Consider the following 12,801-nt stretch of genomic DNA (forward strand, 5'->3'; position numbering starts at 1 on the left):
CAGCAAGAGCCGCTCCGACCCATTGCCCGCCAGCCCGAGAGGATATTTGATGGCCGATGGTCCCGCCCGCACGAACCTGCAGCCGCTTGCGCTGCACGTTCCAGAGCCCCGCTCGCGCCCTGGCGATCCGGTCGATTTCAGCGATGTGGTGATTCCCGCTGCCGGCAGCATGGCGCGTCCCGACGAGACGATCTCTCCGCACGACATGCGCGATGCCGCCTTCGGCCTGGTCCGCGTGCTCGACGAGCAGCATCAGGCTGTCGGCCCCTGGGACCCGCGGCTGTCGCCCGAGACGCTGCTGAAGATCCTGCGCACCATGGCGCTGACCCGCGCGTTCGACGAGCGGCTCTATCGTGCGCAGCGTCAGGGCAAGACCAGCTTCTACATGAAATGCACCGGGGAGGAGGCGACCTCGGTCTCCGCTGCCGCCGCTATGCAGGGCGACGACATGGTCTTCCCCAGCTATCGCCAGCAGGGCATTCTGATGTGGCGTGGCTATCCGCTGGTCGAGATGGTCAACCAGATCTACTCCAACGCGGGCGACAAGCTGAAGGGCCGCCAGCTGCCGATCATGTATTCGGTGCCCGAGCTCAGCTTCTTCACGATCAGCGGTAACCTGACCACGCAATATCCGCAGGCCGTGGGCTGGGCGATGGCCAGCGCGATCAAGGGCGATACCCGCATCGCCAGCTGCTGGTGCGGCGAGGGATCGACCGCGGAAGGCGACTTCCACAGCGCGATGACCTTCGCCTCGGTCTATAACGCGCCGGTCATCCTCAATGTCGTCAACAACCAATGGGCGATCTCGAGCTTCTCGGGCTTTGCCGGGGCCGAGCGGACCACCTTTGCCGCGCGCGCCCTGGGCTATGGCATTGCGGGCCTGCGCGTCGATGGCAACGATGCACTGGCGGTCTATGCCGCGACGCGCTGGGCAGCCGAGCGCGCGCGCGCCAACAAGGGCCCGACGCTGATCGAGCATTTCACCTATCGCGCCGAAGGACACAGCACTTCGGACGACCCGTCCGCGTATCGCAGCGCGCAGGAAAGCGCCGAATGGCCGCTGGGCGATCCGATCCACCGGCTGAAGCAGCATTGCATCGTGCTCGGCATCTGGGACGAGGAGCGCCACGCGGCGATGGACCTCGAGCTGGCTGAGATGGTCAAGCAGGCCACCAAGGAGGCCGAGAAGAACGGCGTCCTCGGGCACGGCATGCACCAGCCGTTCGAGACGATGTTCGAGGACGTGTTCGAGGAACTGCCCTGGCATCTGCAGGAACAGATGGCGCAGGCGCTGGAAGAAAGGGCCGCAAAATGGCCGAAGTGATCGAGGCTCAGAGCGACACCCGCACCATGAACATGATCGAGGCGATCAACAGCGCGCTCGACGTGATGATGGAGCGCGACGACAATGTCGTCATCATGGGCGAGGATGTCGGCTATTTCGGCGGCGTCTTCCGCTGCACCGCTGGCTTGCAAAAAAAATACGGCAAGACCCGCGTGTTCGACACGCCGATCAGCGAATGCGGCATTGTCGGCGTCGCGGTGGGCATGGGAGCCTATGGCCTGCGCCCGGTGCCCGAGATCCAGTTTGCCGACTATATCTATCCCGGCATCGACCAGCTGATCTCCGAAGCGGCGCGGCTGCGTTACCGCTCGGCAGGCGAATATATCGCGCCGATCACGGTGCGCTCGCCCTTTGGCGGCGGCATTTTCGGCGGCCAGACGCACAGCCAGAGCCCCGAGAGCCTGTTCACCCATGTTGCGGGGCTCAAGACGGTGATCCCGTCGACCCCTTATGACGCCAAGGGGCTGCTGATCTCGGCGATCGAGGACAATGACCCGGTCATCTTCTTCGAGCCCAAGCGCATCTATAACGGCCCGTTCAGCGGCTATTACGACCGTCCGGTCGAGCCCTGGTCGAAGCACGCGGCCTCGGCAGTGCCGACCGGCCATTACCGCATACCGCTGGGCAAGGCGAATGTGGTGCGCGAAGGCGAGGGGCTGACCATCCTGGCCTATGGCACGATGGTGCATGTCGCGCTGGCCGTGGTCGAGGCGAACAAGGTCGATGCCGAGGTGATCGACCTGCGCACGCTGCTGCCGCTCGATATCGAGACGATCGAGGCCTCGGTGAAGAAGACCGGGCGCTGCCTGATCGTGCACGAGGCGACGCGGACCAGCGGCTTCGGCGCCGAGCTTTCGGCGCTGGTGCAGGAGCGCTGCTTCTATCATCTCGAAGCGCCGGTCGAGCGTGTCACCGGCTTCGATACGCCGTACCCGCACAGCCTGGAATGGGCGTATTTCCCTGGCCCGATCCGCATCGGTCGCGCCATTGCCAAGATCATGAAGGACTGACGCCATGGCCACCTATACCTTCAACCTGCCCGATATCGGCGAAGGCATTGCCGAGGCGGAAATCGTGGCGTGGCATGTCAAGGTCGGCGACCGGGTCGAGGAAGACGGCCGCATCGCCGACATGATGACCGACAAGGCGACGGTTGAGATGGAATCGCCGGTATCGGGCGTGATCCGCAAGGTCGCCGGGGCCGAGGGCGATGTGATCGCGATCGGATCGATGCTGGTCGAGATCGAGACCGACGGCGAGGATGCGTCGGCGGTCGAACCCGCGCCTTCGCCGGAGGTGATCGAGGCCGAAACCCCCAAGGCTCCGCCAGCTGAGGTTGAGGCTACCGCACCGGCGCCGACCCCCGCGCCGATTGAGCCCAAGGCGGCTTCCGGAGATGCGCCGCAGCCTTCGCAGGGGAGCGCTCATGGCGGCGAGAAGGTGCTGGCATCGCCCGTCGTGCGGCAGCGCGCGCGCGATCTGGGGATCGATCTCGCCAAGGTGCGCCCCGCCGAGGGCAACCGCATCCGCCATGCCGATCTCGACGCCTATCTGAACTATGGCGGCACGCGCGCCGGGCCTGGCCGCGCGGCGGACGAGGAGATCCGCGTCATCGGCATGCGCAAGCGTATCGCGCAGAACATGGCTGAATCGAAGCGGCATATCCCGCACTTCACCTATGTCGAGGAAATCGACGTGACGAAGATGGAGGAGATGCGCGCCGAGATGAATGACTCGCGCGGGGCCAGGCCCAAGCTGACCGCGCTGCCGATCCTGATCGCAGCAATCTGCAAGACGCTGCGCGAATACCCGATGCTAAACGCGCGTTATGACGACGAGGCCAATGTCGTTACCCGCTTCGGCGCGGTGCATCTTGGCATCGCCACGCAAACCGATGCCGGGCTGATGGTCCCCGTGCTGCGCGGTGCCGAGAGCTTGAGCGTCTGGGACATGGCGAGCGAGATCGCGCGTCTGGCCGAAGCCGCGCGCAGCGGCAAGGCGAAAAGCGAGGAGCTGTCGGGCTCGACGCTGACGCTGACCTCATTGGGCCCGCTGGGCGGGATTGCGACCACCCCGGTGATCAACCGGCCCGAGGTCGCGATCATCGGACCGAACAAGATCGTCGAGCGGCCGATGGTGGTCAACGGCGCCGTCGTCATCCGCAAGATGATGAACCTGTCGATCTCGTGCGATCACCGCGTGGTCGACGGCTATGACGCCGCCAGCTTCGTCCAGGCGCTCAAGCGCCGGATCGAAACGCCGATCTATATCTTCGCGGATTGAGTTCGATCTGACAGAGGTCTGCCATCGTCACCCCCGCGAAGGCGGGGGGCCCGTTTTTCTTGTGGCCGCCTGCAGACAAGCGGGATCCCCGCGTTCGCGGGAATGACGTGTGAGAGGTCTTTTAAATCCTAACGCACGATTGCCCGGAACGTCACCCTGCGCGTCTCGCCCTGCATCAGCGTGTCGCCGACACGCCAGCGCAGATGCGTGACGTCTTCCGGATTGGCCGGGCGCCAGCTGCCATTGCCTAGCGGCACGCGCAGCGCCGACAGCGGTCCCCAGCTGCGGCCGCCGTCGATCGAGACGAGTTCGCTGCCATCGACCGTCTCGTCGAGCCGTACGGTGCGGGGCAGGGGGTTGGTCACGGTAAATCCCTGGACGGGCCGGTTGCCGGTGTTGCGATATTCGACGACATAGATGAGCCGCTCGCCCGGGCTCACCTGCCGCGCGGGTTCGAGCCGTACGCGGCGCGCGCCACCCGCCTGCGATGCGATTCGCTCTACAAAGATGGAAGCCTTGGTCATGACATCGCTTGATGCCAGGGCCGCGCCAGGCATCAGCATGGCGGTCAGCGCGAGTGCAGTGCGCAGAAGCATTCAATTCCCCGATTTGCCCCCACCGGGATGGTCCGGCTGCGGTCACGGGTAAGTGCGATCTTCCAACATATGGTTAATGGTCCAGCAGGAAAGATGAATCGATGCCGCTGGATTGTGCGCGTCATAACGGGCAGATATAGGCCGAAAACGCCCGGATCTTGGGCCGAGGGCCTATTTGCGCATGTCTTTACCTCCCGCCGAACGTACCGAAACCGATGAGCTGCGTCGCGATCGACTGCTGGCAGCGCTTGCACTGATCGCGGGTGTTGCCCTGTTCCTGGCTTTCCCTTTCGCGATGCGTGCCGGTTCCGAGTTCTTCCTGCCGCTGGCGGTCGCGATCGTGCTGTCGATCGCGCTGGTGCCGGCGCTCGAATGGATGGAGCGGCGCGGCCTGCCCTCGATGGCGGCGGCCTTTCTGTGCCTTGTGCTGTTCCTGACGATTGCCAATGGGGCGCTGGCGGTGATCGTGGTGCCGGCGACTGACTGGTTTCTGCGGCTTCCTGACCGAATCCCCAAGATCATGGAGAATCTGGCGCCGTTGATCGACCTTTATTCGGACCTGCAGAAGTTTGTCGACGATACGACTCGGCTGGTTTCGGGGTCGATGGTGAAGGCGCAGGCAGCGGCAACCGCGTCGCCCGAATCGCTGCTCGACCTGTTTGCCAGCGCCGCGCCGGCCGTCGCGCTGCAGATGGCGTTCGTCATCCTGCTGATTTTCTTCTTCCTCGCCGGCTGGACCAAGCTGCGCGAGAACGCGATCAACAGCCGCGGCAGTTTTACCGGCGCCATGGCGACCGCCCGTGTCATCCAGAACGTCGTGTCAGCAACCTCGGCGTATCTCACCACGATCACCGTCATCAATCTGCTACTGGGTCTGTCGGTGGGAATCGTGGTGTGGATGCTGGGCATGGAATCGCCCGCGATGTGGGGTGGCATTGTCGCCCTGCTCAATTTCATCCCCTATCTTGGACCAGTCTTGGCGGCAGTGCTGCTCGCGCTGGGCGGATTGATGACGTTCGGCGATCTCGGCACCGCTCTGATTCCAGCAAGCGTGCAGGTCGTCTTTCACCTGGTCGAGGCGAATCTCATCACGCCAGCCGTGCTGGGGCGCCGACTGACGATGAACCCGCTGCTGATTCTCGTGTCGCTGAGCTACTGGGCCTGGGTCTGGGGCACGACCGGCGCGCTGCTGGCGGTGCCGCTGCTCATCATCATCCAGACCGTCGTGGCGGCGGCTGGCAAGCCGGATATCGCCGGATTCCTGTTCGAATCGGGGACGCTCACCCGGCAGCCGCGCGATGGAGAAACCGCAGCGACCGAGCCACTTGCGCCGGTTCGTGGGAAAAATTGAAAGAGGCTGTTGACAGGCGGCGAGACCGCTTCTAGTGGCAGCGCTCCAACGCGATGCGGGTGTAGCTCAGTTGGTTAGAGCGCCGGCCTGTCACGCCGGAGGTCGCGGGTTCGAGCCCCGTCACTCGCGCCATTGCCCTGGTGAGATTTCACCGCAATGGTCACCTGCATGCGTTGGAAATCATTCGGAAATAGATGAAAAGATCAGGCCCGCCAGCGGCCTGTTTCCATCCATATCATCAACGGTCGCATCGGTGCGATCCAGATGATCCCGGCGATGCAGTAGATCACCGATTGCACTGCGATGTGCCAGTTGCCGATAACGCTGGAGAAGCTGGCGACGATCACCGCCCAGAGGGTGATGATACCCAGGATCGCGAAAATGCCCACGGGCTTGCGCATGGTCGGCTTCATGGCAGAACTCTCTCGTTGGTCGGCAGCAGGACCTGCTGCTCGGTAATCACCGCGTCGAGCGGCATGTCGTGATCGTCGGTCGGGACGCGCTCGGCCTGCTGCACGGTCCAGCCCAGACCGATTCGGCGGGTAGCCGGATGCTGGGCGCACCAGCCATCATAATGCCCGCCGCCCTGGCCCAGCCGGTTCAGCGAGGCATCAAAGGCGACCAGGGGCATGAACAGTGCATCGGGCACCACTTGGGGCATCGCCATATGCGGCTGCGGCCCCCAAGGGCCTTTCTCGAGCGTCTCTTCGGACCCGGTCCACAGCCTGAAGGCCAGCGGACCTGCATGCTCGCGCGTCCAGGGCAGGGCGATCATCTTGCCCATGTCGAGAAGATGCATCGCATAACGCGTTGTCGGCACCTCGCCCGGCACGGCATGGTACAGGCCGACGATCTCGGCGCTCTCGATGAGCGGCAAGATCGCGCGCGGCGGGCGGCCGAAGATCAGCGCGCGGTGCGCTTGCGGCAAGGCCTGCCAATGGTCGAGTCGCGCGGCGCGCATGGCCCGCCGCATTTCGCGCTTCTGGCTGATGATATCGGTCAAGCGCGCACCCAATGGTCAGGAAGGGAAGGGGGACCCGCCTCCGGGCCATGGTTGGAACCGCCTTGGCCGTTTGCTGGAATATCCTCTGACGCCAGTAACGTCAGGTGGGCGCCGTGTGCCTCTGGCCGGAGCCAGGACAGGGACAGCTCCCTTGGAAGATGTATCGCCTCAGGGATGTTCTCTGCAGCTCGTACCAGGCAGTCCCAGGTAGAGATTTAGGACGCGGCGCCCTGGTTCTCAAGTCCCGCTGCCAGATTCTCGATCCGTCTCGCCAGCTTCTCGATCGCACGTGCGGCCAGTTCGGTGTCGTTGTCGTGCGCCAGCAGGTCGCCCTGCTGCGGCGGGGCGGGCTCCGCCTTGGCCTTTTCCGCCGCCGTGGCCGCGAGCGCTTCTGCGGCCCGGTCCTGGGTCTCGGCAAGTTCATCGGCGAGCAGCAGCCCGGCAAACAGCAAGGCGCGGGTCTCGGTCAGTCCGCCGGAGGCACTGGCCTTGCGCGCCGCGGTGTCGAGCATCGTGCCCAGCCGCGCCAGATGCTGTTCCTCGCCGGGCTGGCAGGTGACGCTGTAGATTCGTCCGCCGATGGTCAGGCGCATATCGGGCATGGTGCTTACTCCGCCTTGGCCAGCAGGGCGTCGATACCGGCCAGCGCTTCGGCAGCGGCGGCCTTGAGCACCGCGTGGCGCTCCAGCAACTCGTCGCTGGCGGCAATGGTGTGCGACTGCAGATTTTCGGCAAGGCCGACATGCGCCGATTCCAGCCGTGACAATGCTCGCTCCAATTGTCCGATAGCCAGGATAAGTCGTTCATTTGCCATGGAATGAGCTTATCAACAAATGGCGCAAAATCAACTTTCGGACAAAGTGAGGCTTTTGCGGAACTTGACGCGGTGCACCATGGACACCAAAGGGTGACGCCAAAGCCGACTCGGCCTGCGCAGTTGCATATGCAAAATCCTGTTTTGGCGCAGGCATCTAGGCTCTGATCGAGGATCAGCAGGGAGTTTCAAGGGGCGATGTCCGTTCAGTTTCAAGATCTCGCCAATGCCATTCGCGCCTTGTCGATGGATGCGGTTCAGGCTGCGAATAGCGGCCATCCGGGTATGCCGATGGGCATGGCCGATGTCGCCACGGTGCTGTTTGGCGAGTATCTCAAGTTCGATGCCAGCGCGCCCGACTGGGCCGATCGCGATCGTTTCGTGCTTTCTGCCGGACACGGATCGATGCTGATCTATTCGCTGCTGCACCTGACAGGCTATGCGCGCCCGACGATCGAGGACATTCGTAACTTCCGCCAGCTGCACAGCCCGTGCGCCGGTCACCCGGAGAATTTCGAACTGCCGGGTGTCGAGTGCACCACCGGACCGCTGGGCCAGGGCCTCGCAATGGCGGTCGGCATGGCAATGGCCGAGCGACACCTGAACGCCGAATTTGGCGACGAACTGGTCAGCCACCGCACATGGGTAATCGCTGGCGACGGATGTCTGATGGAAGGCATCAACCACGAGGCGGTAGGCCTTGCCGGGCATCTCAAGCTCGGTCAGCTCAACGTTCTGTGGGATGACAACCGCATCACCATCGATGGCGCGACCGATCTGTCGACCAGCGAAGACATCCGCGCGCGCCATGCCGCCGCTGGCTGGCATGTCGTCGATTGCGACGGCCACGATCCCGAATCGATCCGCGCCGCGCTTGACGCCGCAGTAGCCGATCCGCGCCCGTCGCTGATCGCCTGCGCGACCGTGATCGGCAAGGGTGCGCCTAACAAGCAGGGGACTTCTGCAACGCACGGATCGCCGTTGGGCGCTGCCGAAGTGGATGCCGCCCGCGCTGCGCTGGGTTGGCAGCATGCGCCTTTCGTCGTGCCCGACGACATCCGCGCTGCCTGGACCGCCTTCGGCCAGCGCGGCGCTGCCGAACATGCCGCCTGGGCCGATCGTCTCGCCGCGTCGGACAAGGCCGCCGAGTTCAAGCGCCGCATGGCGGGGGACCTTCCTGCCGGGTTCAGCCTGTCGCAGCATGTCGCGAGCCTGCTCGCCGAGCCTCAGAAGGTCGCGACCCGCAAGGCCTCCGAACTCGCGCTCGAAGCGATCAATCCTCGCCTGCCCGAAACCATCGGTGGCTCGGCCGACCTTACCGGATCGAACAACACCAAGACCGCAGGTCTCGGCGTGTTCAATTCGGCCAATTATGGCGGTCGCTACGTCAATTACGGCATCCGCGAATTCGGTATGGCCGCCGCGATGAACGGCCTGGCGCTGCACGGCGGGGTCATCCCCTATGGCGGCACCTTCCTGGTGTTCGCCGATTATGCCCGCGCCGCGATCCGCCTGTCTGCTTTGCAGCGTCAGCGGGTTGTCTATGTGATGACGCATGACAGCATCGGCCTCGGTGAAGACGGCCCGACCCATCAGCCGGTCGAGCACGTCATGAGCCTGCGCATGATGCCCAATCTGCTGACCTTCCGCCCCGGCGACGCGGTGGAAACGGCGGAGTGCTGGGAACTCGCGCTGCAGGCCCAGTCCACCCCCACCGTGCTCGCGTTGACCCGCCAGAATCTGCCGCAGTTCCGCCGTGTCGAGGCCGAGGGCAACCAGTGCGCGCGCGGTGCCTATCGCATCAAGACTGCGGGCAACAAGCGCCAGGTGGTGCTGATCGGCACCGGTTCGGAAGTCTCGCTGGCGCTTGCCGTCGCAGACCAGCTTGAAGCTGCTGGCATCGGTGCGGATGTCGTTTCGATGCCGTGCTGGTCGCTCTTCGACGCGCAGCCCGAAAGCTACCGCGCCGATCTGCTTCCCTCGGATGTTCTCAAGGTCTCGATGGAAGCTGGCGTGACCTTTGGCTGGGAACGCTATGTCGGCCGTGATGGCCTCGCCTTCGGGATCGACAGCTTCGGCGCATCGGCGCCGGCAGAGGCGCTGTTCGACCATTTTGGCCTCACGCCCGACAAGATCACTCCCGCCGTGCGCGCCGCACTGGGGCAGGGTTGAACTGGGTCTGACCCCAAACACAACGAATTGTAAGCAGGAGAATTCCCATGGCAGTCAAGGTTGCAATCAACGGTTTTGGCCGCATCGGCCGTCTGGTCGCGCGCGCGATCCTGGAGCGCACCGACCATGACCTCGAGCTGGTCGCGATCAACGATCTGGGCGACGCCAAGGCCAATGCCCTGCTGTTCAAGCGCGACAGCGTCCATGGCGCATTCCCCGGCACGGTGAGCGCCGAAGGCGACAGCATGATCGTTAACGGCAAGGCGATCAAGGTGACTGCCGAGCGCGATCCCGCCAAGCTGCCGCATGGCGAGATGGGCGTCGACATTGCGCTCGAATGCACCGGCTTCTTTGCGGACAAGGCCAAGGCGAGCGCGCACCTCACCGCAGGCGCCAAGCGCGTCCTGATCTCTGCCCCCGCCACCGGCGCCGACAAGACCATCGTCTTCGGCGTCAACCATGACGTGCTTTCCGCCGACGATCTGGTCGTCTCGAACGCCAGCTGCACCACCAACTGCCTTGCGCCGATGGCCAAGGTGCTCAACGATCTGGTCGGCATCGAGCGCGGCCTGATGACCACGGTGCACAGCTATACCAACGACCAGAAGATTCTCGACCAGATCCATGGCGACATGCGCCGGGCGCGTGCCGCCGCGATGTCGATGATCCCGACCACCACCGGTGCGGCTCGTGCGGTTGGCCTGGTGCTGCCCGAGCTGAAGGGCAAGCTCGACGGCTCGGCGATCCGCGTGCCGACCCCCAATGTCAGCCTGGTCGATCTGACCTTCACCCCGGGCCGCGACACCACGGTTGATGAAATCAACGGCGCGCTCAAGGCTGCCGCCGAAGGTCCGCTCAAGGGCGTGCTGGCCTATACCGACGAGCCTTTGGTCTCGATCGACTTCAACCACGATCCGGCGAGCTCGACCATCGACAGCCTGGAAACTGCGGTCATCGACGGCAAGCTCGTCCGCGTGATCAGCTGGTACGACAATGAATGGGGCTTCTCCAACCGCATGGTCGATACCGCAGGCGTCATCGCCGGGCTGATCTGATCGCGGCAGACAAGACAAGGAGAGGACGCCAGCGCATGTTCAAGACCCTCGATGACCTGATTGCCGACCGCCACGGACTGGCGGGCAAGCCCGTCCTGGTTCGCGAAGACTTGAATGTGCCGATCCACGAAGGCCGGGTGTCCGATGACACCCGGCTGCGGGCGGCGATGCCGACGCTGGCGGAACTCGCCGATCATGGCGCGAAGGTGCTGGTGCTCGCGCATTTCGGCCGCCCCAAGGGCAAGGTCGATCCCGAATTCACGCTGCGCCCGATCGCGCATGCACTGTCCGAGGTGATGGGCCGTCCGGTCGGCTTTCTCGAATCGCCCGATCGCCACGCGATCGACGTGCTCGATCCGGGCAGCATCACCGTGCTGGAAAACAGCCGCTTCTTCCCCGGCGAGGAGAAGAACGACCCCGTACTGGCGAAGCAGATCGCCTCGCTCGGCGATTTCTATGTCAACGATGCCTTTTCCGCCGCGCACCGTGCGCATGTGACCACCGAAGGGCTGGCGCATGTCCTGCCCGCCTTTGCCGGTCGGCAGATGGAAGCGGAATTGAAGGCGCTGGAAGCGGCGCTCGGCAAGCCCGAGCATCCGGTCGCGGCGGTGGTCGGTGGCTCCAAGGTCTCGACCAAGCTCGACGTGCTGACCAACCTGGTCGGCAAAGTCGATCATCTGATCATCGGCGGCGGCATGGCCAATACCTTCCTCGCCGCGCGCGGGGTCGATGTCGGCAAGTCGCTGTGCGAGCACGACCTGGCTGATACCGCCAATGCCATTCTCGACGCCGCCGATGCCGCAGGCTGCACCGTGCATCTGCCCTATGACGTGGTGGTGGCAAAGGAATTCGGCGCGAACGTGCCGTGCCGCACCGCCAATGTGCACGAGGTCGAGGCCGACGAGATGATCCTCGATGTCGGCGCGGCGGCGGTCGAGGCGTTGTCCGATGTGCTCAAGACCTGCCGGACCTTGGTTTGGAACGGCCCGCTTGGCGCGTTCGAATATCCGCCGTTCGACACCGCGACCGTCGCCCTCGCACGCACCGCAGCCGCGCTCACCCGCGAGGGCACACTGGTCTCGGTCGCGGGTGGCGGCGATACCGTAGCCGCGCTCAACCATGCCGGCGCAGCGGACGATTTCTCTTTTGTTTCAACCGCAGGCGGCGCTTTCCTCGAATGGATGGAAGGCAAGGAGCTGCCCGGTGTCAAGGCACTCGAAAGCTGAGCGCCGATCCGCAACAATCAACCAATAAGCCTAAAATCAGGGAAGAGTGACAATGACCGACACCGCCGTTTTCAACGAGATGCTGGCCAAGATCGAATCGGGTCAGGGTTTCATCGCCGCGCTCGATCAGAGCGGTGGTTCGACGCCCAAGGCGCTCAAGGGCTATGGGATCGAGGACGGCGCCTGGGCCAATGACGAGGAAATGTTCGCGCTGATCCACGGGATGCGCAGCCGCATCGTCACCTCGCCCTGCTTCAACGGCGACAAGGTGATCGGCGCGATCCTGTTCGAACGCACCATGGACGGCGAGGCGGGCGGCAAGCCGGTGCCCGCGCTGCTGTGGGAGCGCGGCGTGGTGCCCTTCCTCAAGGTCGACAAGGGCCTGGAAGACGAAGCGGACGGCGTGCAGCTGATGAAGCCGATCGGCGGTCTGGGTGACCTGCTCGAACGCGCCAAGGGCCTCGGCATTTTCGGCACCAAGATGCGCTCGGTGATCAATTCGGCATCGGAAAACGGCATCGCGGCGATCGTTAGCCAACAGTTCGAGGTCGCGGGCGAGATTCTCGACCACGGCCTGATCCCGATCATCGAGCCCGAAGTGAACATCAAGAGCGAGACTCGCGCGCAGTGCGACGCGATCCTCAACGCCGAGCTGAAGAAGGCGCTCGACGCGCTGCCCGAAGGCCGCCGCGTGATGCTCAAGCTCTCGCTGCCGGCTGAGCCCGGCCTGTTCGCCGATCTGGTGGCGCACCCGGCGGTGATCCGCGTCGTCGCGCTGTCGGGCGGCTTCAGCCGCGCCGAGGCCTGTGTCGAGCTCGCCAAGAATCCCGGCGTGATCGCCAGCTTCTCGCGCGCGCTGCTCAACGATCTCAAGCACCAGATGAGCGATGACGAATTCGATGCCTCGCTCGGCGGCGCGATCGACGAGATCCACGCCGCATCGGTGGCCTGATGCC

At 64.5% G+C, this 12,801-nt stretch carries 13 protein-coding genes, 1 tRNA gene and 1 other RNA gene; 9 read left to right on the forward strand and 6 right to left on the reverse strand.

Annotated elements, in window-relative coordinates; all coding sequences use genetic code 11:
* Positions 1–49: 49 nt before the first annotated feature.
* Genes AX735_RS02800 through AX735_RS02810 form a run of 3 tightly spaced genes read left to right on the forward strand, consistent with a single transcriptional unit; the run spans position 50 to position 3,628 of the window.
* On the forward strand, positions 50–1,324 hold the full coding sequence (locus AX735_RS02800; protein ID WP_066275211.1) for a thiamine pyrophosphate-dependent enzyme: 1,275 nt from the start codon (positions 50–52) through the stop codon (positions 1,322–1,324).
* A 26-nt stretch (positions 1,325–1,350) separates the two neighbouring features.
* Positions 1,351–2,355, forward strand: a complete 1,005-nt coding sequence (locus tag AX735_RS02805) for an alpha-ketoacid dehydrogenase subunit beta (protein WP_066275415.1) — start codon at positions 1,351–1,353, stop codon at positions 2,353–2,355.
* Between the two features lie 4 nt (positions 2,356–2,359).
* Positions 2,360–3,628, forward strand: coding sequence for a dihydrolipoamide acetyltransferase family protein (locus AX735_RS02810; RefSeq protein ID WP_066275213.1), 1,269 nt, complete (start codon positions 2,360–2,362; stop codon positions 3,626–3,628).
* 128 nt (positions 3,629–3,756) lie between these two features.
* Here the strand turns inward: AX735_RS02810 and AX735_RS02815 are convergent, their stop codons facing one another.
* Complete coding sequence (locus tag AX735_RS02815; RefSeq protein ID WP_066275217.1) at positions 3,757–4,224, reverse strand: DUF11 domain-containing protein; 468 nt, start codon at positions 4,222–4,224, stop codon at positions 3,757–3,759.
* A 181-nt stretch (positions 4,225–4,405) separates the two neighbouring features.
* On the opposite strand from AX735_RS02815, the gene AX735_RS02820 reads away from it, so the two are divergent.
* Both AX735_RS02820 and AX735_RS02825 read left to right on the forward strand, forming a co-directional pair.
* Positions 4,406–5,575 carry an AI-2E family transporter gene (locus tag AX735_RS02820; protein WP_066275219.1) on the forward strand — a complete coding sequence of 390 codons (1,170 nt, stop codon included), beginning with the start codon at positions 4,406–4,408 and terminating at the stop codon, positions 5,573–5,575.
* Between the two features lie 55 nt (positions 5,576–5,630).
* Positions 5,631–5,707: transfer RNA gene (locus AX735_RS02825), tRNA-Asp, on the forward strand.
* A gap of 71 nt (positions 5,708–5,778) precedes the next feature.
* Here AX735_RS02825 and AX735_RS02830 read toward each other — a convergent pair.
* The 5 genes from AX735_RS02830 to AX735_RS24850 all read right to left on the reverse strand — a co-directional run bounded on the left by AX735_RS02830 (position 5,779) and on the right by AX735_RS24850 (position 7,344).
* Positions 5,779–5,988 carry a DUF2842 domain-containing protein gene (locus AX735_RS02830; protein ID WP_060979706.1) on the reverse strand — a complete coding sequence of 70 codons (210 nt, stop codon included), beginning with the start codon at positions 5,986–5,988 and terminating at the stop codon, positions 5,779–5,781.
* Positions 5,985–6,578 carry a 5-formyltetrahydrofolate cyclo-ligase gene (locus AX735_RS02835; RefSeq protein ID WP_137775373.1) on the reverse strand — a complete coding sequence of 198 codons (594 nt, stop codon included), beginning with the start codon at positions 6,576–6,578 and terminating at the stop codon, positions 5,985–5,987. Before AX735_RS02835 ends, AX735_RS02830 begins: the two co-directional genes overlap by 4 nt.
* Before the next feature lie 50 nt (positions 6,579–6,628).
* Positions 6,629–6,785, reverse strand: a non-coding RNA gene (gene ssrS, locus AX735_RS02840) — 6S RNA.
* A gap of 8 nt (positions 6,786–6,793) precedes the next feature.
* Positions 6,794–7,180, reverse strand: coding sequence for a cell division protein ZapA (gene zapA, locus AX735_RS02845; RefSeq protein ID WP_066275229.1), 387 nt, complete (start codon positions 7,178–7,180; stop codon positions 6,794–6,796).
* Between the two features lie 5 nt (positions 7,181–7,185).
* A complete protein-coding gene (locus tag AX735_RS24850; protein WP_156441906.1) occupies positions 7,186–7,344 on the reverse strand; it encodes a hypothetical protein in 159 nt (52 codons plus the stop codon).
* Positions 7,345–7,590: 246 nt separating this feature from the next.
* Here AX735_RS24850 and tkt point away from each other — a divergent pair, with 246 nt between their 5' ends.
* From tkt to AX735_RS02865, 4 genes are read left to right on the forward strand one after another with little or no spacing between them, the layout of a single operon-like run.
* The gene (gene tkt, locus AX735_RS02850) at positions 7,591–9,564 is read left to right on the forward strand and encodes a transketolase (RefSeq protein WP_066275231.1); all 1,974 of its coding nucleotides are present in this window, start codon (positions 7,591–7,593) and stop codon (positions 9,562–9,564) included.
* A gap of 47 nt (positions 9,565–9,611) precedes the next feature.
* On the forward strand, positions 9,612–10,619 hold the full coding sequence (gene gap / locus AX735_RS02855) for a type I glyceraldehyde-3-phosphate dehydrogenase (protein ID WP_066275233.1): 1,008 nt from the start codon (positions 9,612–9,614) through the stop codon (positions 10,617–10,619).
* A gap of 35 nt (positions 10,620–10,654) precedes the next feature.
* Positions 10,655–11,845 (forward strand): phosphoglycerate kinase, encoded by a 1,191-nt coding sequence (locus tag AX735_RS02860; RefSeq protein ID WP_066275240.1) that lies wholly within the window; start codon positions 10,655–10,657, stop codon positions 11,843–11,845.
* Positions 11,846–11,897: 52 nt separating this feature from the next.
* Entirely contained in the window at positions 11,898–12,797 is a 900-nt protein-coding gene (locus AX735_RS02865; protein WP_137775374.1) for a fructose bisphosphate aldolase, read from the forward strand.
* The last annotated feature ends 4 nt before the right edge of the window (positions 12,798–12,801 follow it).

The organism is Blastomonas sp. CCH1-A6 (assembly GCF_001556365.1).
Taxonomy (GTDB): Bacteria; Pseudomonadota; Alphaproteobacteria; order Sphingomonadales; family Sphingomonadaceae; genus Blastomonas; species Blastomonas ursincola.